This window comes from Pirellulales bacterium (assembly GCA_019636345.1).
GTDB lineage: Bacteria > Planctomycetota > Planctomycetia > Pirellulales > Lacipirellulaceae.
This window is the reverse complement of sequence record JAHBXQ010000002.1, coordinates 736,391-760,816: the sequence shown is the minus strand read 5'-3', so window position 1 is coordinate 760,816 and position 24,426 is coordinate 736,391. Positions and strand designations below refer to the sequence as shown.

At 65.6% G+C, this 24,426-nt stretch carries 18 protein-coding genes; 8 read left to right on the top strand and 10 right to left on the bottom strand.

Features of this window, described 5'->3' with window-relative positions; translation table 11 throughout:
• Positions 1-381 precede the first annotated feature (381 nt).
• On the top strand, positions 382-855 hold the full coding sequence (locus KF688_06885; GenBank protein ID MBX3425387.1) for a CBS domain-containing protein: 474 nt from the start codon (positions 382-384) through the stop codon (positions 853-855).
• Positions 856-908: 53 nt separating this feature from the next.
• On the opposite strand, the gene mgrA is transcribed toward KF688_06885, so the two are convergent.
• Both mgrA and KF688_06875 read right to left on the bottom strand, forming a co-directional pair.
• Complete coding sequence (mgrA, locus tag KF688_06880) at positions 909-1,898, bottom strand: L-glyceraldehyde 3-phosphate reductase (protein MBX3425386.1); 990 nt, start codon at positions 1,896-1,898, stop codon at positions 909-911.
• Between the two features lie 108 nt (positions 1,899-2,006).
• The gene (locus KF688_06875) at positions 2,007-2,477 is read right to left on the bottom strand and encodes a hypothetical protein (GenBank protein MBX3425385.1); all 471 of its coding nucleotides are present in this window, start codon (positions 2,475-2,477) and stop codon (positions 2,007-2,009) included.
• A 392-nt stretch (positions 2,478-2,869) separates the two neighbouring features.
• Between KF688_06875 and hemB the strand changes: the two genes are divergently transcribed.
• On the top strand, positions 2,870-3,841 hold the full coding sequence (hemB, locus tag KF688_06870; GenBank protein MBX3425384.1) for a porphobilinogen synthase: 972 nt from the start codon (positions 2,870-2,872) through the stop codon (positions 3,839-3,841).
• Positions 3,842-4,352: 511 nt separating this feature from the next.
• Here hemB and KF688_06865 read toward each other — a convergent pair.
• Positions 4,353-5,816: a hypothetical protein gene (locus KF688_06865; protein MBX3425383.1), complete on the bottom strand. Its 1,464-nt coding sequence runs from the start codon at positions 5,814-5,816 to the stop codon at positions 4,353-4,355.
• A 332-nt stretch (positions 5,817-6,148) separates the two neighbouring features.
• On the opposite strand from KF688_06865, the gene KF688_06860 reads away from it, so the two are divergent.
• A complete protein-coding gene (locus tag KF688_06860) occupies positions 6,149-6,850 on the top strand; it encodes a transposase (GenBank protein MBX3425382.1) in 702 nt (233 codons plus the stop codon).
• Here the strand turns inward: KF688_06860 and KF688_06855 are convergent.
• The 6 genes from KF688_06855 to KF688_06830 all read right to left on the bottom strand — a co-directional run bounded on the left by KF688_06855 (position 6,840) and on the right by KF688_06830 (position 14,122).
• Positions 6,840-8,207 (bottom strand): SUMF1/EgtB/PvdO family nonheme iron enzyme, encoded by a 1,368-nt coding sequence (locus KF688_06855; protein MBX3425381.1) that lies wholly within the window; start codon positions 8,205-8,207, stop codon positions 6,840-6,842. The two genes, KF688_06860 and KF688_06855, sit on opposite strands and share 11 nt — an antisense overlap.
• 638 nt (positions 8,208-8,845) lie before the next feature.
• On the bottom strand, positions 8,846-10,537 hold the full coding sequence (locus KF688_06850; protein MBX3425380.1) for an FAD-dependent oxidoreductase: 1,692 nt from the start codon (positions 10,535-10,537) through the stop codon (positions 8,846-8,848).
• A gap of 231 nt (positions 10,538-10,768) precedes the next feature.
• Entirely contained in the window at positions 10,769-11,302 is a 534-nt protein-coding gene (locus KF688_06845; protein MBX3425379.1) for a DUF2892 domain-containing protein, read from the bottom strand.
• A gap of 86 nt (positions 11,303-11,388) precedes the next feature.
• The gene (locus KF688_06840) at positions 11,389-11,706 is read right to left on the bottom strand and encodes a helix-turn-helix transcriptional regulator (protein MBX3425378.1); all 318 of its coding nucleotides are present in this window, start codon (positions 11,704-11,706) and stop codon (positions 11,389-11,391) included.
• 208 nt (positions 11,707-11,914) lie between these two features.
• Complete coding sequence (locus tag KF688_06835) at positions 11,915-12,667, bottom strand: hypothetical protein (GenBank protein ID MBX3425377.1); 753 nt, start codon at positions 12,665-12,667, stop codon at positions 11,915-11,917.
• A gap of 243 nt (positions 12,668-12,910) precedes the next feature.
• On the bottom strand, positions 12,911-14,122 hold the full coding sequence (locus tag KF688_06830; GenBank protein ID MBX3425376.1) for a hypothetical protein: 1,212 nt from the start codon (positions 14,120-14,122) through the stop codon (positions 12,911-12,913).
• A 161-nt stretch (positions 14,123-14,283) separates the two neighbouring features.
• Between KF688_06830 and KF688_06825 the strand changes: the two genes are divergently transcribed.
• The 5 genes from KF688_06825 (at position 14,284) to KF688_06805 (ending at position 22,167) form a co-directional block, all read left to right on the top strand.
• Complete coding sequence (locus tag KF688_06825) at positions 14,284-14,913, top strand: HAD family phosphatase (GenBank protein ID MBX3425375.1); 630 nt, start codon at positions 14,284-14,286, stop codon at positions 14,911-14,913.
• Positions 14,914-15,082: 169 nt separating this feature from the next.
• Positions 15,083-15,406, top strand: coding sequence for a hypothetical protein (locus KF688_06820; protein MBX3425374.1), 324 nt, complete (start codon positions 15,083-15,085; stop codon positions 15,404-15,406).
• 124 nt (positions 15,407-15,530) lie between these two features.
• Positions 15,531-16,601, top strand: a complete 1,071-nt coding sequence (gene waaF / locus KF688_06815) for a lipopolysaccharide heptosyltransferase II (protein MBX3425373.1) — start codon at positions 15,531-15,533, stop codon at positions 16,599-16,601.
• Positions 16,602-16,884: 283 nt separating this feature from the next.
• A complete protein-coding gene (locus KF688_06810; GenBank protein MBX3425372.1) occupies positions 16,885-17,820 on the top strand; it encodes a peptidylprolyl isomerase in 936 nt (311 codons plus the stop codon).
• Positions 17,821-18,123: 303 nt separating this feature from the next.
• Positions 18,124-22,167 (top strand): CotH kinase family protein, encoded by a 4,044-nt coding sequence (locus KF688_06805; protein MBX3425371.1) that lies wholly within the window; start codon positions 18,124-18,126, stop codon positions 22,165-22,167.
• A gap of 26 nt (positions 22,168-22,193) precedes the next feature.
• Here KF688_06805 and KF688_06800 read toward each other — a convergent pair whose 3' ends face one another.
• Positions 22,194-24,095, bottom strand: a complete 1,902-nt coding sequence (locus tag KF688_06800) for a hypothetical protein (protein MBX3425370.1) — start codon at positions 24,093-24,095, stop codon at positions 22,194-22,196.
• Positions 24,096-24,426 lie beyond the last annotated feature (331 nt).

The window sequence follows — 24,426 nt, the reverse complement described above, 5'->3', positions numbered from 1 at the left end:
CGGGCTAAAACGTCCGGACCGCAAAGCGATCCCGCCAGGGAACCGCGAGCCGGGCATACAGCTGCTGTTCTGCGCTCTCGATCGATGCACCGCGCGAACTTGCCTGCTTAGCGAGTTTCTCCCAACGCGATTCGCCGAAGCTTGTGAAACTTTTCACAAGGTCGGCCTTGTGAATTTTTTCACAAGTCCTTTTTCGCCGATGCCGCTTTCAAATCGTCCGGGCGCGATGGTATCCTTGAGTTACCGGCCCCCTGGCGACCGCGCACTTGTCGGACTCCGACGCTGCGCCGATCGACGTTGAGCCGCGACTTTTCTTTTTTTGTGACTCTCCCTCCGCCGAGCGAACGTTCGCTCGGCAGCGCCTCGATAGGAGACGCGACAATGTGCCGGCTCACTGCTCGCGATTTCATGGTCACGAAGCTGATCACCCTGCGGCCCGAGATGGACGTCATGAAGGCGGTCCAGTTGCTGCTTAAGAACCGCATCTCGGGCGCCCCGGTCGTCGACGCGGACGGCAAGTATCTCGGCGTCTTCTCGGAGAAGTGCGCCATGCACGTCATCCTCGACGCGGCGTACGACCAACTGCCGACGAACGAAGTGCGGGCGTTCATGGACGCCGAGGCGATGACGATCGGCCCCGACGCCCATCTGCTGACTGTCGCCCAGGCGTTTCTGATGACCAACTTCCGTCGCTTGCCGGTGCTGGAAGAGGATCGCCTGCTCGGCCAAGTCAGCCGGCGCGACGTGCTCAAGGCCGCCATGGCTGATCTCGACCAACCGCGCGCGCAAGACTTCAAGCCGTCGCTTCTGTACCTGAGCGCAATTCGCGGCCGCGACGAGGCGCCGGTTTCCTGACGATTGGCGCCGGTTCGATCGGCGCCGACGCCCTGCATCCTGCGCAACACGGCTCAGCCGCCGAGGATCGCATCGATCGCCGCGAGCTCCTCCGGCGCGAATTGCCGATTGGTCAGGCAGCCGAGGTTCTGATCGAGCTGCGCGACGCTGCTGGCCCCGATCAGCACGGTGGTGATCCGCGGATCTTTGAGCACCCACGCCAGCGCCATCTGGGCCAGCGACTGTCCCCGTCCCGCAGCGATCTCGTTGAGCTTGCGCACCTGCTCGACCCGCTGGGGCGAGACTTGCTCGGCCTTGAGAAAACCGTGCGGCTTCGACGCCCGGCTCCCTGCGGGGATCCCCTGCAGATAGCGATCGGTCAACAGCCCCTGCGCCAGCGGCGAGAACGGAATGCAGCCCACCCCCTCGGCCGCGAGTACGTCGAGCAACTCGGCTTCGACCCACCGTTCGTACATCGAATACTTCGGTTGGTGGATGAGGCACGGGGCGCCGAGATCGCGCAAAATTCGACATGCCTCGCGGGTCTGGTCGGCCGAGTAGTTCGAGATGCCGGCGTACAAGGCCTTCCCCTGTCGGACGGCACTCGCCACGGCGCCGAGAGTCTCCTCGAGCGGCGTGTTCGGGTCGGGGCGATGACTGTAGAAAATGTCGACGTACTCGAGCCCCGTCCGCCGCAGGCTTTGGTCGAGGCTCGCCAGCAAGTTCTTTCGCGAGCCCCACTCGCCGTAGGGGCCGGGCCACATCAAGTAGCCGGCTTTGGTCGAGACGATGATCTCGTCGCGGTACGGCATGAGATCAAGCCGCAGCATCCTGCCGAAGTTCTCCTCGGCGCTCCCCGGCGGCGGGCCGTAGTTGTTGGCCAAGTCGAAGTGGGTCACCCCGCGGTCGAAGGCGGCGCGGACGATCGCTCGCCCGGTCTCGAAGGAGTCGACCCCGCCGAAGTTGTGCCACAGCCCCAGCGACACGCCGGGGAGCAAGAGCCCGCTCCGTCCGCACCGCTGGTAGGTCATCGTGGCGTAGCGGTCGGAGACGGCTTGATACATGGCGGAGGAAGGGATGAGAGGCGATGGGTCGGAGGTCAGAATCGGAACGCTGAAAACTCGCTGGGGTTGCCGCGGGGGTGGTCGCTCGTCGGCAAGCTGCCGAACGGATCACTTCTCGGGCGTCGCGCCGGCGTCCCCCGCGCCTGCGGAATCGCCTTGGCTGCGCCGCACGTAGTCGCGCACCCGCTTGTGGAGGTCGTCGCTGTTCCAGCCTTCGCGTTCCGCAGCGGCCAACATGCGACGCTGCTCCTCGTGCGACAGCCGGGCCACCGCGGCATGCGCGGACCACGACAAGGCAGGCCGGCGATTCTGCGGCGGCACGCGGCGGGCGACCGAAGCATACCGGCTGACCATCTCGGTCGATAGCGTCTCGCCGCAGGCCTCCCCGAATTCCTCGCCGAACAGATCCTCGCCGGCGTTGATCATGTCGCCGATCCACCAGGGACTGGCCCGCTGGCACCACAAGGCGAACTGCAACGGGCCCTTCCACTCGTCGATCGCGGGCTTGCCCGAGACGACCGCACACGCCGGGCGCAGAAAAAACGGTCCGAGGTGGATCTTGGGTTCGTTGGCGGCCATGGCGAAGCGAACGTGCCGTGCGCAAAGGGTCCCCGGACGACCCCGGGCCGGTAGATTTTAAGCCGAAGGGGTTCAATAATGAAACCGCACCACCGAGAGGAACCGCCAAGAGCGCCGGAGGCACGCTGAGCGGCCGGGGCGGCAGTGCAGCGAAGTCCCGGGCGTTCACCGGGGCTCGCTCCGTTCGCCCCCCGCCGCGCGACGCGGACGAACGCAACCACGGCATGCGATCCTTGCAGGTCTGCATTCCTCTGCGTTCTTTGTTCGTCTTGCGTCCCGCGGCGATTCGTTGGCGCAAGTTCGTCGGTTGGGGGTCTCCCTCTGTTTCGTCAGGTTGATTTCGCATGAGCTTTGAACCCGCCGCGTCTGGTCCTTCGTTTCCTACGACGCGGATGCGCCGGCTACGGCGGCACGACTGGTCGCGGCGGCTGGTTCGCGAGGCGGCGCCGTCGGTCGACGATCTGATTTGGCCGTTGTTCGTCTGCGAGGGAGCCGACCGGCGCGTAACGGTTCCTTCCATGCCGGGCGTCGAACGACTCAGCGTCGATTTGATCGTCGACGCGGTCGGCGAAGCGGTCGAACTGGGCCTTCCCGCGGTGGCGCTCTTTCCGGCGACCTCGCCCGCGCTCAAGACCCCCGAATGCGAAGAAGCGGTCAATCCGGACAACCTCGTCTGCCGTGCGGTCCGCGCCGTGAAGCAGGCCCACGGCGACGCGATCGGGGTGATCTGCGACGTGGCGCTCGATCCCTACTCGAGCCACGGCCAGGACGGGCTGGTGCGAACTGGCTACGTCGTCAACGACGAGACGGTCGCCATGCTCTGCCGACAGGCGGTCGTCCAGGCCAAGGCGGGGTGCGACGTCATCGCCCCCAGCGACATGATGGACGGCCGCGTCGGGGCCGTACGCCGAGCCCTCGACGGGGCGGGGTTCGAGAGCGTGCAGATCATGGCCTACGCCGCGAAGTACGCCTCGGCGTTCTATGGCCCGTTCCGCGACGCCGTCGGCTCGGCGACCAATCTGGGGAGCGGCGACAAGCGAACCTACCAAATGGACCCCGCCAACGGCGACGAGGCCCTCCGCGAGGTCGCGCTCGACCTGGCCGAGGGAGCCGACAGCGTGATGGTGAAGCCGGGGATGCCGTATCTCGACATTGTCCGGCGGGTCAAGGACGCGTTCGGCGCCCCGACGTTCGCGTACCAAGTGAGCGGCGAGTACGCGATGATTTGTGCCGCCGCGGCCAACGGCTGGCTCGACCGGGACAAGGTCATGCTCGAAAGCCTCGCCGCGTTCAAACGCGCCGGCGCCGACGGCGTGCTGACCTACTTCGCACGGGACGCGGCGCGGTTGCTCTCGCGCGGTTGACGCATGGTTTGTCCTGATTCAACGTGAACTGGAAGTCTCAGTCTTGACAATTCTCTGCAGTTGACCCGCCGGCATCGCAGGGCCGATCAGTTTTTCGTAATGCCCGAGGAAGCGCAAGAATTTCCGGGGTTGGTAAGCGAAAAGCAGCGACGACCGGACCTGCCGAAACCACGACTCCCCTGTCGTGACGCTTGCCGTACGCCCCAATCCACGCCACCATCAGACATTCCTCCCCGACAACCCGCTGGCCGGATTTGAAGCGCCGATCACGGGCTGGGTTTGAAGCGCCGATTGACACTGTGACGCGCCACACGTTCACGCCACAACCCCGCACGCTCCGGATCAACGCTCCGCGCCATCACAACCTCCTACCAACCGCTTCGGCGAATCGACCCCGGTAGGCTAGCAGGGGCGTCAAGCATGGTTGTGGCGGGCGCTTACAATTCAACCTTTCAACCCGCTAACGTCCGAAGGTCAGAATTCCAGTTCACGCTGAACCAGGACAGTAGTACTAATGCCTAGAAATGTCGGCGGACTCGAATACCCAGTCACCCAAAACGCCAAAGGAAAACTCGTTGGCGGTTGACTCTCCGAGCCGCTGGTCGCGATGGACCAGTAAACGACGGCCGTTCACGCTCACCATCAGGCCCCCTTTCCGACACTCATACTGGATGGTGTTTGTTCTGCCAGAGACAAAGACGGCACCGTATTTCGCAGTGTGATCGCTCCGCGGGTCCTTTCCGTCGACAATGACGCAACTGCCGTCTTCTGCAAGCTGCACAATGAACTCGGTGCCACCTTCTCCAAAGTAAAACGCTACGCAAGTCGACTGCGTAACGCCACTTGGAGTAGCTCGGACGGTTAGACGGAATTGGTCGGGCAGTTTCAATAGAAAAGCAACTGCACCGTCGCCATTATTTCCCGTATACAGCAATTGCCCATTCCTCGTCTGCCAATTGCCCTTCCGAAACAGCGGCGCCGGGCCAACGGTCAACAGATTTGTTGCACCGGATCGAGCGTTCGCGGCAACGAAGCCCTCACGTGGTTTGCCACCCTCCACGTCGCTTCGAGCAACTTCGGCTGAATGGGAGAGAATGATCTCACCCGTTGATACCTTCGTCAGACGAAGATTCGCGAGCAGTCTATCGCCTTCGTCCGAAACTTGCCCAACAACGATAGCCGACGCTCCAAGGAGGCCACCAACTTTCTTTGCTCCGTCTGCACGAAACAAATCAGATTGCTGGATCTCAAGCTCCGTCAGCGCGTCGGCAAGTCGGGTTCGCTCAACGAGAGGTATCCCGGCGTCGGCTAAAGCGGTCGTCAGCTGCTCTGTAAATCGCATGCTATCCGCCGTTACCTCCCCAGAAGCTTCCTCAATCGGGAAGACCGCGATTGTCGGCGGTTGCTTTGGCTCTACCTCGTCGCCGACTTTGAACTCGATTTCAAACTGCCCTGCGTTTCGGCACTTCGAGATTCTGTTTCGCACCTCAACGACCTGCAAATTGCCAATCAGGCGCCGGATTCGATCAAGCACTTCGTTTGTAGTTGGGTCGCGAATCTCCGTCGCACCTCGGTAGACGGCAAGATCCTGCCCGACTTCCAGTCCGTCGTCGATACCCAGGTTCACATAGACAGCCGCAAAATCAACTGTGGCAATGGCACCTTTAGGTATCTTTAGTGGCATCGCCTTTCGGATCTTCCAAGCAAATAGTCGTGTTGGATCCACCCGGCTCGCAATTGCATCCTCTGTCAGCCCCCTTCTGATTTCTTTGAAGTCTTGTGGCGTGACTTGCTTAACCGAGCCAGCCTGGATGTCGAAGACCGTGAGCGACTCATCACTTTCCTGGAGGATTTCAACCGTAATCGGTTTGTTGTGATTTACTGCTGGAAAGAGTCGTGCGTACGGCACATCGTCAACGGCAAAGGCCATGTCCGGCACGATCAGCAGCATGCAAGCTCGAAAGAAGTTTTGCATACACTGGGTCATCGTGATGGTCCTTCTGTCCTGAGTTAGGATACCCACAACCGCTAGGCCAGGAGTCGTGGCTGAGTGCATCTGGAGCCATTCATTTATCGCATTCCATGGCAGGCGACTCAACCGTTTGTGACCGCCATTCCAAAAACGTAGCGCCCGGCAGGAGGGCTGGGTTAGTGTACCCTCTGTTCTGTAAAAGTCCCTGCAGGGGCCGCGTTGGTGCGGGGCGTAGCGACGGCGAGCGTAGCGAGCCGAGCGAAGCCCCGCACCAACGCGGCGCGCGAACTTGGGCGGCTTGAAAGGAGCGGGCCAAGACGGTTTCCTAGTTTGGTTTGGTTCTCAATCAATCCAAGAAAGGAAGCTCCCCCATTACCCGCCCGCTGCAATCTACCGCGATCGACGAAGTTGTCCAGCTCCTCGCCGAGCACGGCTTCGACGGATTGGCCGATGCCGTGACCGTCGTCCTCAACGAAGCGATGAAGATCGAACGAACCCGCGCCCTCGGCGCCCAACCCTACGAGCGGACCCCCGCCCGCCGCGGTCAAGCCAACGGGTTCAAGCCCAAGACCGTCCTGAGTCGCCTCGGCAAGCTCGAATTGAAAGTGCCGCAGACCCGCGACTCGTCGTTCTACCCGTCGGCTCTCGAACGGGGCGAGCGGAGCGAACGGGCTCTCAAGGTCGCCCTGGCCGAGATGTACGTCCAAGGGGTGTCGACCCGCAAGGTGAAGGCGATCGTCGAAGAGCTGTGCGGCAGCGAGGTCTCCAGCACCCAGGTCAGCCGCTGCGCCGCCGAGCTCGACGAAGAATTGACCAAGGGGACGAAAAGGGGACAGGTCCATTTCCTCCACTCCATCTTCCACTTCCTCAGCCCGTGCGGGGCGGGGGAATGTTCGAAAAGCTGCCGACGCCTGTCCGCTGTGTTAATCTGGACCTCCCCCCTTATCCCTCCTGCGGCGACTTCACCTTTGAGGCAGCGGCGGACTGCCCCCCGTCTAGGAGGACGGAGCGTCCAAGGAACGCAGTTCATTTTGTAACGGCTTGACACGGTCCGGTTCGTCTGTCGGCATGCCGCACACTGCTCGCTACGCACTCGATGGGAATGATTTGCGGCGCGCTCAATCGCGCCTTCAGGCCCGGCAGGGTGTCGCCAGGGCCGTGAGGCCCTGATTTCAGGTCGCGCACTCGTGCGCAGAGTCCCGGCACGGGCGACGGGAAATCGGACTCGCCCGGGGCCTGAGATGGGGCGACAAAGAGCGGGCGCGGCGCGCCTAACGTTGCCAATTGCGACATCAGCCCCCGGCTCTGCCGGGGGGTCGGACGACCGCCGCTGCGCAGTGGCGCGTGGCTGGCGAGCGACCCCTGGCCAGAGGCCAGGGCTGCCTGCGCGCGGGAGGCATTTCGTTGCCGCGCGGCGCTCCGTGGGGGGCGGCGGTGGCGGGGAATACTCTTTGCTCGCGCTCTCCCTTGCGGACAAACGGTGCTGCCCGCTATTGCTCCCAAGAGGATCAATGCCAAGCTGCAAGGTTCCGGCACGACGCTTGCGATGCGAAAACCGATCGAATCGCTCTGAAACGCGGGACTGACTCCGATCAACGTGTTCGTGGCATTTAGTACTGTTTCAATGTTCCCCCAACTGCCGCCCGAATCTCTTCGATTCTTACTTGGAAAATCATTCCGGCGATCAAACGAAGTTTCATCCCATTCCGAAGCGTTTCCGCCTAAACCGTAGGCGCCGCTGGGACTTGGAAGCCCAACGTTGGATACGTTGTGTGGACCAAAGTCCAATCCCCCGTCAAAAAACACCGCATCGAAGATCGTGTCCCCAGCGAAGTCAATGCCGTCGGGGACGTTGTCGCTGCCGGTGGGGTAATCCCAGTAGTGACCGGCTACGAGATCGTAATACGCGGCCTTGTGCCACTCGTCGGTGCTCGGCAGAAAGTACTTGGCCTGTTTGTTGCGGTAGAGGTTCGTCGCGTCGTACCCCGGGTCGGTCGGCAGCCAGAGTTGGAAGGCGCCGGCCCCGTCGAACTTGTACGCCGGCGGATGGCCAGCGCTTGTGTTGAGCCAATTGGCGAACGCGGCTGCCTCGAACCACGTGACGCTGGTCGCCGGCTTGTCGGGGCCGCGCGTGTCTGTGGTGATCCCGAGGGCCCCCAAGGCGTTCGCCTTCTCGACCATCTGCTCGCTGATCTCGTACGTGGCGATGCGATAGACGTAGGGGACGGCGCCGGCCGTGTTGGGAAGCGCATCGGGCGGATTCCCCGGCGCGCCGATCGTGACGAACTCGATCGCGAACGCATGCTCGCCGCCGCCGAAGTCGTCGCCCGACGCGGACGAACTGACCGCGGCGAGGATGGCCAAGCCGCTGAGAAGAACCTCTCGAATTCTCATATTCCCCATCGCGGAGTCCCTTGTCGTGATAGCGCGGACTCCCCCCGCGCTTCACCATACGGCTAGCAGGAACTGCTCGCAAACAGAATCGAGGCGAATTGTTTGAGCAGGTTCGCTCGATCCGATTCTTGTGGCATGTCCCCCCCACGTTGGAGGGGTGTTTCGGAACTTGGGAATGCGTGCTCAGTCGGCGCATGGAAGGGCGGCCGTCACGGCAACTGTGTGCCGCTGGCGCGTTCGGGATTTCTTGTAGAAATTGGGCCGCCGCCTCGCGTACAACCAAGATGTTGCGTCACGCGGGCCGAAGTCGGCGGTCGTGCGGTCCCTGGGACGGTCAGGGCTTGTCGGCTTCGCCCGGGGATTCGGCGCGGGGCGACACGAGGAGTTTTGCTCGCCCCCCCGGAGTTCTGCTAGCAAAACTCGGCCACGGCCCCCGGCGGTCGTTCGGCTAAGTCGCCGGCATGTCTGGGGTTAGGACCAGGACCGCACGCGCTGTCCGCTGGGTTTTGCACGAATCACGCATTGAGTTTTGCTCCACGGAGGTCCCGTACGCACCGCCAAGGCGAGCCTCGAACAGCCCGGCGGGACGGCCTCCGCGTTCTCCGCGGCGACGTCGCGCTTGCGAACCAAGACACGCGCTATCGCGACTCGCGATACTGTACGTAGCTGGCGTACCCGCCGCTGAGGTTGGCGGCGTTGAAGCCGTGTTGCAGCAGGAGGCGCGTGGCGAGGTAGCCGCGCATGCCGACTTGGCAGTAGGCGACGATCGGTTGGTCGCGGGGGATCTCGTCGAGCCGGCTGCGCAGTTCTTCGATCGGGATGTTCTTGGCGCCGAAGACGTGGCCGCGGTGGAACTCGGTCGGGGTGCGGACGTCGAGGACGAACCGTTCGGCACGCGGGGGGGGCGAGTACCCGGCGCCTTCGCCCGCGCCGCCGGGGACCGGGCCCTCGAGCAGCTCGGCTGGATCGCCTGTCGGGTGATCGCCGCGAAGCATCCCGGCGCCCACGAACCCGAGCATATTGATCGGGTCCTTGGCCGAGCCGTACTGCGGGGCGTAGGCCAGTTCCATTTCTTCAAGGTCGTAGACGGTCATGCCGGCTTGGATGGCGACGGCCAGGACGTCGATCCGCTTGTCGACCCCCGCGCGGCCGACCCCCTCGGCGCCGAGCAGCTTGCCCGTGTCGGGGGCGAACATGAGTTTGAGCGTCATCGCCTGGGCGCCGGGGTAGTAGCCGGCGTGGTGGCCCGGGTGGATCGTCGCTTTGCGGAACGGGATTCCCGCGGCGGCGAGGGCCTTCTCGCTGAAGCCGGTCATCGCGGCGGTCATGTCGAACACGCCGACCACCGCCGTGCCCTGCGTGCCGCGGTACGCGCTGTCGCGGCCGAACATATGGTCCGCGGCGATGCGGCCCTGCCGATTCGCGGGTCCTCCCAGCGGGATCTGCACGGGCGAGCCGTCGATGACGTGCCGCACCTGGACTGCGTCGCCCACAGCGTAAACGTCGGGGTCGGAGGTTTGCATGTGTCGGTTGACGACGATCCCGCCGCGGGGACCGACTTCGAGCCCGGCATCGACGGCCAGCTTGTTCTCGGGCCGGACGCCGATCGCCAGAACGACGAAGTCGGCTTCCATCGCGGCGCCTGATTTCAGCTTCACGCGCACCTGGCCGTCGGCGAGCTGCTCGATCGCCTCGGCGGCGTCTTGGAGTTTGAGCTCGACGCCGCGATCGCGCAGGTGCTGCGCGACGGGAGCGACCATTTCGGCGTCCCACGGGGGAAGCACCTGCGGGGCGAGCTCGACCACGGAGACCGTGAGCCCGCGGCGGACGAGGTTTTCGGTCATTTCGAGGCCGATGAACCCGGCGCCGACGACGACCGCCCGCTTGGCCGTCGCGGCGAGAGCATGGAGCCGATCGGCGTCGCGGAGGTCGCGGAGCGTGTAGACGCTCGGCAGATCGGCGCCTGGGAAAGGGGGCCTTAGCGGCGAGGCGCCCGGGGCGAGCACCAGCTTGTCGTACGGAAGCGTGCTGACTTCGTCCGTTGTCAGATTGCGCACCGTGACGCTCTTCGCCTGTCGGTCGACGGCGAGGGCCTCGGTCCGGGTGTGGACGGTCAGGCGATACCGGTCGACCAACTGGGCGACGGGCGCCACGAGCAGCTTGTCGCGCGACTCAATCACCCCGCCGATGAAGTAGGGAAGCCCGCAGTTGGCGAACGAGGGGGCTTCGCCGCGCTCGACGAGCGTGATTTCGGCGTGTTCATCCAATCGCCGGGCCCGCGCCGCCGCCGAGGCCCCTCCGGCCACGGCGCCGATGATGACGACTCGCATTATTGTTCGCTCCTTGAAACGCGTGGGTGAACGGTTGTCAGTCGACTTGCCGCAGAGACCACCGAGGGCACGGAGAGGGGCGAGGCCTGAGATCCCTCCTGTGGTCAGAGGAGGAAGGCAAGCTCCCCAGGGAGCTCTTCAGTCCGTCGGATCAAGATGCCGCTTTTGCGATCCTCCCCTCTCCGTGTTCTCCGTGCTCTCTGCGGCGCCATGGTGCGTTGGCCGGCAAGTTCACCGGACCGAACAGCTCGCGGCGTCGCGCACTTGGTTCCAGGGCATCTTGGCCAGCATCAGGCCCATGCCGCAGGTGTCGGTGACGCCGGCGAAGACGAGGCCCGCGCCGACGAACGCGCACAGCCCGACGAAGGCAGGGTGAACGAACCACGCAAGCGCGGCGCCGAGCACGACGAGCGACCCGGCTGCGATACGGACCTGCCGTTCGAGCGAGACGGTTTTCTTGCCGCGGACCACCGGCAGCCCGGCAGCTTCCCAGGCGGCGGTCCCCCCCTCGACGTTGACGACGTTGGCGCAGCCGGCGGCGAGGAGCTTCTCACAAGCCTTCTGTCCTCGCCCGCCGCTGCGGCAGATGACGTAGGCGATCTCGCAGTCGGCGACGTGTTCGGCAGCGAGTTGGTCGAGCGGCACGTTGCGGGCCGGGGTCGCATGGACCTCGCGGAACTCGGCGGGGGTGCGGACGTCGATGACCGTCGCGCCGGCGTTGCGTTGCAGGGCTTCATGAAGTTCTTGAGGCGAGATCGTGGCGATCGCAGCAGTCATCGAAGTGCTCCGGGCGTAAATTGTCAAATTGTCGTGATAGTACGATATGAGTGGCGAAAAAAACTTGCCGCCGATCAAGCGGCCCCGAACCGGCTTTCAATACAGCCCAGAATCGCGGCCAAGTGCGGCTCGGCGATCGTGTAGTAGGTCTTGCGGCCGTCGCGCTCGCTGCCGAGCAGGCCGCAGTGCTTCATGAGTCGCAGGTGCTCCGAGGCCATGTGACTGGCGATGCCGCACGCTTCGGCCAGTTCGCCGACCGTATACTCGCCCTGCAGCAACAACTGGACCATTCGCAACCGATGGGGATGGGCGAGGGTGCGCAGGCACTCGGCCGCCTGCTCAAGAGCGGCAAGATCGAGCAACTTGGGGGGAGATTTCTTCTTGGTCGACATGCGGTTCGCCCGGGAGGACTGTCAATCAAATATATCGTCAGATTACGACATATTCAAGAGGATAGTCCGCGGAAATGCGGGAATTGGCCCTGGCCGGTCGGAGACGGCCTTTCAGGACGAAGGCATGGGCGTTGTAAGTGGCGTGCACTCGACCTGCGCAATCGGTTGGTTTAGCGGCGCCCGTTGCAGGCGATCGCGCCAGCAGCCGCTATGCGGCCAGACGGGCGGGCTGCGACTGTACGGTCGTGCCGTCGGCGAGGGTGAGCCGGCAGACGTTCATCCGGCCGACGGCTTCGACGGAGATCGCTCCGTGCGCAGCCGCCGGGGCGCCCCAGTGCCACGCGGCGACGTGCGGACAGACGCCGATGCGGACATTGAATCGCTGAGCTCGGACGAAGAATTCCAACTCGTTGCCGACGACAAGTTGCGGGTCCCAGCCCCCCATCGCGCGAACCTTGTCGGTCCGCGCAGCGAAGAAATGATGGGCGTAGTCGCACACCTGGTACCCTTCGCCCGCGGTTCGTACGCCGGCGTGGAGGGCGAGGCTCCCCTTGTCCAGTTGGAACGTACCGTGGCCGGGAGCGGGCTCGCGGTTGGTGAGCACCAGCAACTTTTTGCGACAGCGGACCAACTCGCCCGCGGCCAGATCAAGCCGCCCGGCGAGGACGGGGGCGAGCAAGTCGGCCAGGGCCGCGCCGCGATGGAGCTCCAGTTCGTCGCCGACCAGCGCAAAGTGGGGCGTGCGCACCCGAGCCAGCATTGCGTTGCGGGCCGCGCCGGGCGAAATGCCGGCGGCAGTCTTCACCACGTCGACCTCGGGACAGGCCTCGGCGGCGGGCCCGGCGGCGATGAGTCGCGCCGCGGGGTCGATCGCCCGCAAGCTGGCAGCCAAACGAGCCAGTCCCCCCTGGGGGCCGAACGCAGTGCACAGAACGGTCAACGGGACAGCGGGGGCGGACATGGCAGTTCCCTCGGCGTGGTCGACGCAATCCATTGCGTACGCACACCAATATCGCCGCGCGGATGTCCGAAGGTGCAGAGATTTCGACTCCGTGGGCGCCGAGACCGCAAGCTGCCTAGATTCACACAAGGGAGAATCGCGTCGGCTGTCAGGCTGTTGAAAATGAGAACAGACGCGCTCGCGGAAAGCCGCTTTTGTCTATTGGCATTGGTCCGCGAGCCAGTCGCCCTTCTCGACAGGCTGCTACTCGTCCGCATCCCCTGCTAGCAGCGGGGCGAGGTCGAGCGTCGTCGTCGGCAACGCCGAGACCGGGGGCTCGCCGATCGCCAAATGGAGTCGAAGTCCTCGCGGCTCGAACACCATCGTCTGCAGCGTGTTGTCGTCCTGGTGGACCGCGTGCATCAGCCGCTGCACGCCGGCGACGTTCCATTCGCGGCTCGACTGTGCATCGGCGAGCCGATCGTAGCGCCAGCACTTCTCGCCGACCGAAAGTCCGGCGGCGCGGAAGTGGTTCGTGCACCGCAGGACCCCGTCGCCAGGATCGCGGCGGCCGATCGTCGCGGGGGTGATTTCCAGCACGGCCGCGGTGCGGACGTCGCAGACGATCAGGTTCATCCAGGTCGTCGCCTTCTCGGCCCGCAGCAGCGCCTCGGCCTCGTCGACGGTCGTGCATTCCTCGAGCATCCGACGAAAGACGAACGCCAACGGCGTACCGGTCGGGTCGAACTTGCGCGACTTGTCAGCGGAACGTTCGACGTCGAGCGTCGCCACGGCAAGTCCCGCATCATTCATTCCCGACAGGACCCCCCCGAGTCCAGGAAACCCGACCGACGCGAACGCATGCTTGCCGGTCGGTCGGACGACGAACACGATGCTGTATTTGTGGAGGATGCCCAGCGTCGCGAAATCGAAGTTGCGGCCTAGCAGCGGACCATCGCCGGCGGTGCGATCATCCTCCAGGGCGACGGCCGAGCACCCCAGGCGCCGCAATTCGAGCAGCGTGTTGGCCACGGGGAGGACCTCGCACATCGCTGCGTCAATGGCGCCATGGGTCTCGGCCGCGGCCAGTTCGCGACGATAGGGTTCGGGCGCCTGCAACATGAGCGTGCGACCGGCCTGGACCACCAGCGGCCAAAACGCCTCGGCGCCGACCGCGGCGATGAAGCGTTTCGGGAAATCAAGCACGGGGGTCGCCGAGGGTCCCAGAAGCGCGGCGTGCTGCCGGCCGATTTCCTCGGGGGAGCCTTGCAAGAAAACGACGGGGATCGGGCCGTGGTAGACGAGTCGCCCCCCCTCGGCGGCAAGCGGGCGAAAGACTCGCGGCGCAGCGACGGGATCGGCGTCCGGGGCTTCGCGTGCCGGCGCGACTGCGGAGCACGAGGCGACAGCCAGCGCAGGAGCGAGAGTCAGTACGTGTCGGATGGCTCGGCAGATTTGGAAATGCTCGGTTGTCATCAGGATCGCCGATCGACAAGAATCAGTGAGTTCGCCAGCAGTGCGAGTCGACCCGGCCGCGGGGCTCGTCTCGTCGCGTTATAGCTGAAAATTGCGATTCCGTCCGCAGGGCTTTCCGCGGGCGATTTCGTCATCACCCGGTTGAGCAAGCGGTTGTCACGATGTCGATTCAGTTCGTCTATTTTGATCTCGGCGGGGTGCTGCTGTCGTTCTGCCACGACCAAATGTGCCGGCAAATGGCCGCCGTCGCCGGCGTGGAGGCAGCTGCCGTGCGGCGAGCCCTGTTCGACGGGCGCGGCGGGGCGTCGTTTCAGTGGCGGTTGGAGCGAGGCGACGCGACTCGCGAGGAGGCGTACAAGCACTTCTGTCAGGAGACGGGCACGGAGCCAAGTCGCGAGCGACTGTACGCCGCGGCCAGCGACATCTTCGCCCCGATCGAGCCGACGATCTCGTTGGCCCGCGCGTTGCATGCGGCGGGGATGCGGATGGGAATCTTGTCGAACACCAACGCGTTCGACTGGGGGTTCGTGACCGGCGGTCGGTTTCCGTTCGTCGGCGAGCTGTTTCCGCTGGCGGCGCTCAGCTTCGAGGCGCGGGCGATGAAGCCCGAGCCGGAGATCTATCGGTACGCCGCGGAACTCGCCGGGGTCGAACCGGGAGCGATTTTGTTCACCGACGACCGGGAGGAAAACGTCGTCGGCGCTCGGGAGGCGGGGTTCGACGCGGTGCAGTTTCGGGACGCGACCCAACTGAGGGGCGAGCTCGCGGGGCGCGGCATCGACTTGGCGTAGCGGTCGATTCTCGTCTCTAGGGTTCCGAAAAACCGCGGTAGGCGTCGGGTGAAGATTGTGTTAAGACTCGGTGACAGCAGCGATCCTATGTGCTTGCGTTAGCGGGGATTGCGTCGATAGCAAGCAGGGCGCAGCGCGCCTCGGGAGCCGTTCACACGCGACGATGCGCATGGCAGCCAACGACTACAAGACCGGCGATTGGGTGATTTATCGGCTCCAGAAGGTGAGCCCCAGCCCCGGTCCGCGGGCCCAGGACGTGATCCCGGCCGCCCATGGGGACGAATACAGCTATCTGGTCGACAAGTACTGGGTCGTCGAGGAGGTGCTCCCCGACGCTCGACTACGGTTGCGAACCCGGCGGGGGAAGACGCACGTCGTCTCGTCCGACGACCGGCGCCTGCGGCGTCCGCGGTGGTATGAACGGCTGCTGCTTGCCAGTCGGTTCCGGGCCGTGGAATCGGCGACGGTCGACGACTCGCCGAAGGAACAATGACGCGGGCCGACTCGCGTTGCTGGCATCGAGCCGGTCGGGGTATATTGCGCCCGCTCCGAGTGCAATCGCTGCTTTTCGGCGGGGCGAATCCTCGGCAAACTTCTCCTTTCACCCGGCGGCACGGATGCGACTGGGCGTCTTTCTACCGAATTGGATCGGCGACGTCGTCATGGCGACGCCGGCGCTGCGGGCGCTGCGGAAACTTGCCGGACCCGACGGGCGGTTGGTCGGCGTGATGCGACCCTACGTCGCCGAGGTCCTTGCCGGGCAATCGTGGTTCGACGAGATCGTCCTGTCGAGCAAGGACCGGCGCGAACCCGAGCGCGGGTCGGCCGCGACGATCGCGCGGCTGCGCGAACAACGGCTCGACAAGATTGTGTTGCTGACCAACTCGCTGCGAACCGCGTGGTTGGCGTGGCGCTCGGGGGCCCGCGAACGGATCGGCTTCGCCCGGGACGGGCGCAGCCCGCTGTTGACGACGCGGCTCTACGAACCGCGCCGCGGTTGGCGACGGGTTCCCGCGCCGACGATCGATTCGTACTTGCAGGTCGCCATGGCCGCGGGCTGCGACTGGGAGCCGCCGCGGCTGGAGTTGGCGACGACCGCCGAGGACGAAGCGGCCGCGGACCGGGCGTGGGCGGCGCTGGGCTTGCCCGCGGGGGAACGGGTCGTCGTGCTCAACTCGGGGGGAGCGTTCGGCGCCGCCAAGAGCTGGCCTGTCGAGCACTTCGCCGCGCTGGCGGCGCGGCTGGTCGACGAGCGGGGGCTCAGCGTGCTGGTCAACTGCGGACCGGCCGAGCGCGACGCCGCACGCGACATCGTCCGGCAGGCGGCTCGCCCGGCCGTGACGAGTCTGGCCGACTTTGACGTCCCGCTGGGGCTGAGCAAGGGGGTGATCAAGCGCTGTCGGCTGTTGGTCACCACCGACAGCGGGCCGCGATTCTTCGGGGTCGCGTTCGGGCGGCCGGTGGTGACGTTGTTCGGTCCGACGGGGCCCAAGCTAACAGCGACCCACTACGCGGGGGAACAGTGTCTCACGTTGGGGCTCGACTGCCAGCCGTGCATGGCCCGCACCTGCCCGCTGGGGCACCACCGCTGCATGCAGGACCTCTCGGTGGAGCGGGTGCTGGTGGCCGTGGCGAAGGGGCTGGACGGGTCGGCGACGGGCGCCCGTTTTGGTCGCGGGGCGGCTTGAGCCTAGGGAAGCGACTGCTCGCTAAGGGCGAGCTATCTGGAAGCGGGGCGCCATCGGAGGCCGGTGGGCCGCTGGCTGGGGAGCGCGGCTTGCGACTCGGAAGCCTGCGGGCCTGTCGGTCGGAGAAATCGGCATAATCAGACGGGGTTCCCGCGGCTCCCCGCGGAGGCGAGGTCGATTCGTGGACGCTTATGCACGGGCATGTTACCGTGAAAGTACTGTCCCAAGGGGGGACGTTCGCGCGCCGCGTCGCCGTGTTTTCGCCTGATTGACCCGCTCTGCCATGCCCTTTCGACGTGATCGCCGCGGTTGCCGTGCGCTACTACTTGTTGTTCTGATCGCAGGTTGGGCGCTGACGAGTCCGAACCGGGCGGCGGCGCTGGTCGTGCGATTCAATTCGTCGCAGGGGCCGATCCTCGTTCGGCTGTTCCACACGGCAACTCCGCAGACGACCGCCAACTTCCTGGCGTACGTGAACAGCGGGCGGTGGATCGATACGTTCATCCACCGCAGCATTCCTGGGTTTGTCATTCAAGCGGGGGGGTATACGTATCCGTCTGATCTAGTCGGCGTGCAGTCGGTTCCCAAGTATGCAGCGGTGGTCAACGAACCGGGGATCTCCAATCTGCGCGGAACGATCGCCATGGCGAAGACGGCGGACAACCCCAATTCGGCTACGAGCGAGTGGTTCTTCAATCTCTCGGACAGCAATGCCGCGAACCTGGACTTTCAAAACGGCGGCTTCACGGCCTTCGGCCGCGTCGTTGGACCAAACGGCATGAACGCCGTCGACGCTCTTGAGGACTTGCCGGTCTACAATGCTTCGGGCACGTCCAATCCAGACAACTTGTTCGGACGGCTGCCGCTGCAAAACTACTCCGGCGGGTCGATCACCAAGTCCAACCTAGCGTTGTTCTCCACGATCGAGGTGCTGACCGTTCCCGACGCCGATTACACCTTCGACGGCAAGGTGAACGGCTCCGATTTTCTGGCTTGGCAGCGAACGCTCGGCTCGACGGCCAACGTGAACGCCGACGGCAACGGCAACGCCGTCGTCGACGCGGCCGATCTCGCACTCTGGAAGACCGGGTACGGCGCGTCCTCGGCCGTAGCGGCCGTCGCGGGGGTCCCCGAGCCGACTACGCTCGCGCTGATGGCGACGTCGCTGGCGGCGCTCGCCGCGCGGGCTCGTCGTCGTCGGCTCCGTTGCGGCGGTTGACGCGATCTCTGGCGACGCCCGCGTCTGCGTGAAATGGCGTCGGCCGTGCGTTATCAAGACGCTTCTGGCTTCGGCTCGCATCCTCGCGCCCTCCGGCTTGAGCGTTCCGCTGCAGATCGGAAGTCGAATCGCGTCAGGAAATTGACCCCCTCGGCGGCCGCAACTACAACGGCTTCAAGGCGGTCGTTTTCGATCGCTCGTCGGTTCTCGCACGGCGCCCGCGCTTCGTCGAGTTGCATCTTGTCAGGATCGCGCAGCGGCGCGGATGGTATGTCTCGTTCTAATCGCCGAGCCCGTCGGGGCTTGTCTCGTCGTTCCGCTTCTGCGTCTCTGAGTTTCGAACCGCTCGAATCGCGGCTGGCGATGACCGTGGTCGTCACCGAGTTCCTGGCCGAAAACGACTCGGGCATTCGCGACTTCTCCGGCGAGCGGCACGATTGGATCGAACTGCAGAACACGGGCCCTGCGGCGGTCGACGTCAGCGGCTGGTACCTGACCGACGATGCGTCGAATCTGACCAAGTGGCAGATCCCCGCAACCCCGGCAACGACTTCGCTCGCTCCCGGCGCGTTCCTGCTGGTCTTTGCCAGCGACAAAAACGGGGTCTACACGGGCGAACTCCACGCGAATTTCAAACTCGCCCGGTCGGGGGAGGACTTGGCCCTGGTCGAGGCGGACGGGACGACGATCGCCAGCGCGTATCTGTCGTTCCCCGAGCAGTACGCGGACGTGTCGTACGGCCTTGGGGCCGACCGGAGCGCGACGGTCTCCGAAGCGATCATCGCCGATCAGGCGAACGCGACGGTGCGGCCCTACGACGGCCCGAACCCGGCGGTCGACGACCACTGGCGCAAGGTCGACTACGACGACAGCGCGTGGATCCAGACCAAGACGGGGGTCGGCTACGATCGCGACAGCAGTCCCAACAATCTGCTCGATTCGCTGATCTTCCAGGAGCTGACCTCGGGACAGATGAACTTCAACGGCAGCACGGGCCAGATAGCCGCGTACGTGCGCGTCCCCTTCACCGTGGCCGACAAGGAGCAAATGACGTCGCTGGTGCTGGAGCTGCGGTACGACGACGGGTACATCCTGTATCTCAACGATCGGGAAGTGCAGCGGGCGAACGTCCATACGTCGCTGCAGCCGGGCGATACGGTCGAATTGAACGCCCGGACCAATCGTCCTGACGCGACCGTCGTCAGCACGCCCGACGTGATCGACCTGACGGCGTGGCTCGATCGGATCCACAACGGCGACAACGTGCTGGCGATCTACGGGGCCAATCACACGGCGAGCTCGGAGCGCAACGATTTTCTGATCCACCCGCTCCTGAACGCCCAGCGCGCGACCGGCGCCGCGGCGAACACGTACATGACCAGCCCCACCCCCGGCCGCGACAACGGGGCAGGATGGCTGGGGTTGGTCGCCGATACGCAGTTCTCGGTGAAGCGGGGGTTCTACAGTTCGCCCCAGTCGGTCGCGATCACGACCGACACGCCAGGGGCGACGATCCGTTACACGATCGACGGCTCGGCCCCGACCGCGACGACCGGCACGGTCTACGCCGGTCCGATCGCGATCACGACGACGACCACATTGCGAGCCGCGGCGTTCAAGCCGGGGTACTTGCCGACCGACGTCGACACGCAGACGTATCTGTTTCTCGATGACGTGCTGGCTCAAAGCGGCGTCGGTTTGCCGGACTTCGCTTCCTGGGGAAACCCGCCCGACTGGTCGATGGACCCGGCGATCGTCGCGGCGGTCGGGGCCGAACAGCTCAAGAGCGACCTGACGGCGATCCCGACCGTCTCGCTGGTGATGAACTGGCAGGACCTGTTCGGCGACGGAACGAACCACGGCATCTACACCGAGAACGCCGCCTGGAAGAACAAGAGCGATCCGCGGGCCACGTCGATCGAGTTCATCATGGCCGACGGGTCCGAGCACTTTCACGCCGATGCGGCGATTGAAATTCAAGGGCACTCGAGCGTCACCCGTTGGAACACCGACAAGCTGTCGTTCCAGGTGAAGTTCAAGGCGCCGTACGGCGTGGGCGAACTTGACGCACCGCTGTTGTTCGCCAATTCCGCCGTGCCCGGGCACAAGCAGGCCGACAGTTTCGACGGATTTATCCTTGACGCCCACTATAACTACACGTGGTTGCACGCCAACGTGCAACAGCGCGGGGTGGCAAAGTACGTCAACGATCAGGTTGTCGCCGACCTGCAGAACCTCGCCGGCGGGTACGCTCCGCACGGGCGGTGGGTTCACCTGTACCTCAACGGGATGTACTGGGGGATCTACAATCTCCATGAACGGCCGGACGACTCCTTCGCGCAGGAGTATTTCGGCGGTTCCGAGGACGACTACTACGCGGTGAAGGCGGCCGACGGCGTGTCGGGGCATCCGGCCGAGTACGCCTGGGTCGACGGCGGCTTCGCGGCCGAGGCGGCGTACGCAACGCTGTTGAGCCTCGTCGACGGAGACGTGTCGAATCACTCCGCGTTTCAGCAGGTCGAGGCAGTGCTCGACGTCGACGATTTCATCAACTACATGATCGTCCACTATTACGCCGGCAACTGGGATTGGGGCCAGGACAACTGGTACGCGACTTACAACCACGTCGACCCGGCCGGGCGGTGGCGGTTCCACGCTTGGGACCAGGAGCATGCTTGGCCGACCGACGACAATTTGGCCCTCGGCGAATCGAACTTTCGCGTCAACTACGACTCGACTGCGAAGAACGACGCCTACGGACCGACGGGGATCCATCGCAAGCTGATGGGGAGTCCCGAGTACAAGCTGCGATTCGCCGACCGCGTGCAGGAGCTGATGCACAACGGCGGACTGCTGACCCCCGCGGCGGCTGCGGCCGTCTTTCAGTTGCGGGTCGCCGAACTCGACCGGGCGATCAACGGCGAAGCGGCCCGCTGGGGCGACAATCGCGTCGCCTCGGCCTATGACCGGGCCGACTGGCTGGCGAACGTCAACGGCGTGCTCGCCGATTTTTTCCCCGTGCGCACCGGGATCGTGATCGGGCAGTTCAACTCCCGCGGTTGGTTGGCGAGCTTGGCGGCCCCGACGTTCAGCCAATACGGCGGGCAGTTCGTCGGCTCGCTCGCCCTGTCGCTCGGCAATCCGAACGTCGGGGGGACGATCTACTACACGCTCGACGGGTCCGACCCACGGCTGGTCGGCGGCGGGATCTCGCCGACGGCGATTGCGTACACGGGTTCGCCGCTCCAGTTGGATTCCTCGACGCAGGTCCGGGCGCGGGTCCGGAACGGCTCGAGCTGGAGCGCGGCGGTCGACAAGACGTTCCTCGAAGAAGCGTCGTTCCCGCTGCGAATCGTCGAACTCCATTACAACCCGGCCGGGCCGTCGGAGACGACCGAGTTCATCGAACTGCTGAACATCGGCGCCACGACGATCAGTCTCGACGGAGTCACAATTGGCGGGTTCGCGACGAACCCCTACGAATTCCAGGCGGGGCAAACGCTGGCCGCAGGGGAGCGGATCGTCGTGGCTCGCAACCCGAGCGATTTCGTTGCGGCGTACGGCGCCGGGATTCGTCTGGCGACGGGCCCCGGGTATGCCGAAGCGAATCTCAGCAACGGGGGCGAGTTGGTCACTCTGTCGGGGCCGCTGGGCGAGTTGCTGCAGTCGTTCACCTACAGCGACGCGGCGCCCTGGCCCACGGCGGCCGACGGGGACGGTCCGTCGCTGGAGTACGTCGGGCCGCTTTACGCCGGAGAAAACCCTGCGGACGGGGCGCCGCACGATCCGTTCGACGATCCGGCCAACTGGCGCGCGAGTTTAGTCATCGGCGGCACGCCAGGGACCGACGGCAATCCGGTTGCTCCGAATGCCGATTTCAACGGCGACGACCGCGTCGACGGCGGCGACTTCCTGGCTTGGCAGCGCGGCTTCGGCGCGACCAATGCGACGGCAAACGACGGCGATGCCGACGGGAACAAGCTCGTCGACGCGGCAGACTTGACGATCTGGCGCGAGCAGTTTGGGCGGGACTCGGCGTCCGTCTCGCTGGTCGTCGGGGCGGGGGCTTTGCCCGAGTCGGGCGACGACGCGGCGAGATCGTACTGGTTGGAATTGCCGACGAGCGTCGAATCGCGCCCCGAGCGAACCGCCGCTCCGCTGCGGAGGCCGGTGCAGGCCGTGTCTCATATTGCGCCGCGCGAATTGGCATTCGCCAAGTTGCACGACGACGCGGAGCAAACCGCCTGCACTCGTCCCGGGGCGTGGCGGAGCCGCTTTGCCGCGGCGAAGCTCGCAAACGACCTAGCGTCGGCGGCGCTCGACGAAGCGGACGAGCGGATTCTGTAACCCAGCGCGTCAACGCCGCGGGACGATCACGCCGGCGAAAAGCGACTGCGAACTCCCTGGCCGTTGCGGCGGACGAGGGTGCGGTACTTCATGCGAACTTCGAGGTAGCTCCACAGCAGATACGCGTTCCCCGCGATCGAGCCGAACAACAGCACCCACGCGACGACGACGGGAATCATATTGCGTGGACTGGCGGAATCGGCCGAGGAATGATTCGCCCCCGTCTCGGTCGGCTTCGTTCCGCCGCCGCCCGTCATCGTCCAGAGCGGGAACTGGCTGCCGGACGAACCCTCCTCGGAATTGCCCGCAGCGCCGGCCGAAGACTGCGGCGGGGCGACGGCGAACGGATCGGCGTCGAAGGGCGACGGCCGCTTAGTCGTGTCGGCCATTGCGTCGAGCCCCGGAGCGGAAGTTCGTTCCGCACCGCCGGGGGCGTTCGGCCACATGTCGGCGTCGCGCGGGTCGTTGGCGAAAAGCATCTCCTTGGTGACCGCGGGGGGCCCGGACGCGCCGCCAGTTGACGGTCCTTGCGTTGCGGGGAAGCTCGGGCCCTCGGCGCCCGCGGAACCGGTGCGGCTCGGTTGCGACGCGGTTCGCAAAATGCCGTCCTGGTCGTAGTAGGGCCAATCGTTGGGCCAGTCGAGGCCCGCGCCGTTGTGGCCTGCGGAGCCGCCTGCTGCTGCAGAGTTCAGCGAGCTGGACGACTGCGGCCAAGTCGACGGCGTGCTCGTTGCGAGCGAGCCCGGCTGCTGGCTGCGGCCGAGCAGTTCGGGCCAATCGCCGGATCGGCCGGCCGCCGACGCTGCGGACGGCGTGACGCCAGACTGCGGCCACGCGGACGGCGAACCCGGTTGGCTTGCGCCGGCGCCCTGTGAAGCGGGTTGAGCGGTCTGAGAACTGGCCATTGTCCACTGCCCGGCGTCGCGGGGGTCGATCGGCTGGTCGATCCGTTCACGGCCGGCCAGGGCGGCAGGGGGTTGCGACGCGCCCGGATAGGGTTGCCGCGGATCGTTGGCGGCGGTTTGAGATCTGGCTCCGTCCGACCATCCGACGCTCGACGGCGCGGCTGGGCTGGGTTGCTGGCCGGCGGCATAACGCGGGTCGGCGTGCGGCTGCGCGGGCGAACCTTGGCCCCACGTCGCGGGGGTCGGGGCGCCGGGCGCCGCCCAAGGTTCGGCCTGCATCGGCGTCGGGGGCGTGGCCGTGGTGGGCCACGGCGACGAAACGCTCGCGAGATTGGAGGGGCTGGTCGCGGCGCCGAATTGCGATTGGCCCCAGCCGGGCCAAGCCGATGCGGCGTCTTGCCGGAATAATCCCTGGCCGTCGAGCGGCGGCATTGCGTCGCGAAGCAGCCCGCCGCTTTGTTGGCCGACGCTGTCGACGGCCGCCTGGAACGATTGCCCCCAATAGCTGGCCCCGTCGCGCAGCGGCGCCGCGACTTGCTGGATCTGTGATTGCAATTGGGCCTGCAGCGCCGCCGTCGATTGGTTGGCGGCGCTGTGGAACTGATCGACGGCCGCCTGTCCCCAACCGGCCGATGAACTCGGCCAGGGTTGCACCGTAGAAGTCGCAGGTTGAGACAGGGCGGCTCCCCACGAAGCGGGGGGGCTTGCCGACGCTTGCCCGGCCGGTTCGTAGTACTGGGCAAGGACGACCCCGTCTGGAATCTCGGGCTTGAGCAACGTCATTTGCCGCCGCCGGATCGGCGCGGAGCCGCTGGAGTCGACTTGGACTCGCGAGACGGGGGCGATATCGGCAGGCACGTCGACGTCGAGCGCGGACGCACTCCCCTGGGCGAGGCGCTGCGCCGTCGCGGAGTCGACGTGCACGGTCACAACGTACGCGCCGGCGAGCTCGGGGTCGGGCTGCCAGCCGGCGGCGACCGCGCAGTTGAGCCAAGCCGCGACCAGTAGAGAAGCGGTGTCCATACGCGCATCCTGGGAAGCTCAGCCGGGAGGCCGCGGGGGCGAGGCGACCGGCGTCGTCGATCGAACGGGAATCCTGCCGCGTTGTCGTGGACCGTGACCGAAGGACGGGGCGATCGGCCGCCCGCCGTCGGGGCGGAGTACTGTCGGAATCATAGCGGTTCTCGGCAAAAGGGCCTAGACGGACATGCTGGCGACGCTCGCGCTGGCGGCGCCGGCGATCTGTTGACAGCATGTGCTATCGTTGGCGAGAATTCTGGCCGCGGGAGGGCCGTTTTCGGCCCTCCCCGGGACGGGCCGCGGTGCGGCGGACGAATTGCATCTCACATGGTAG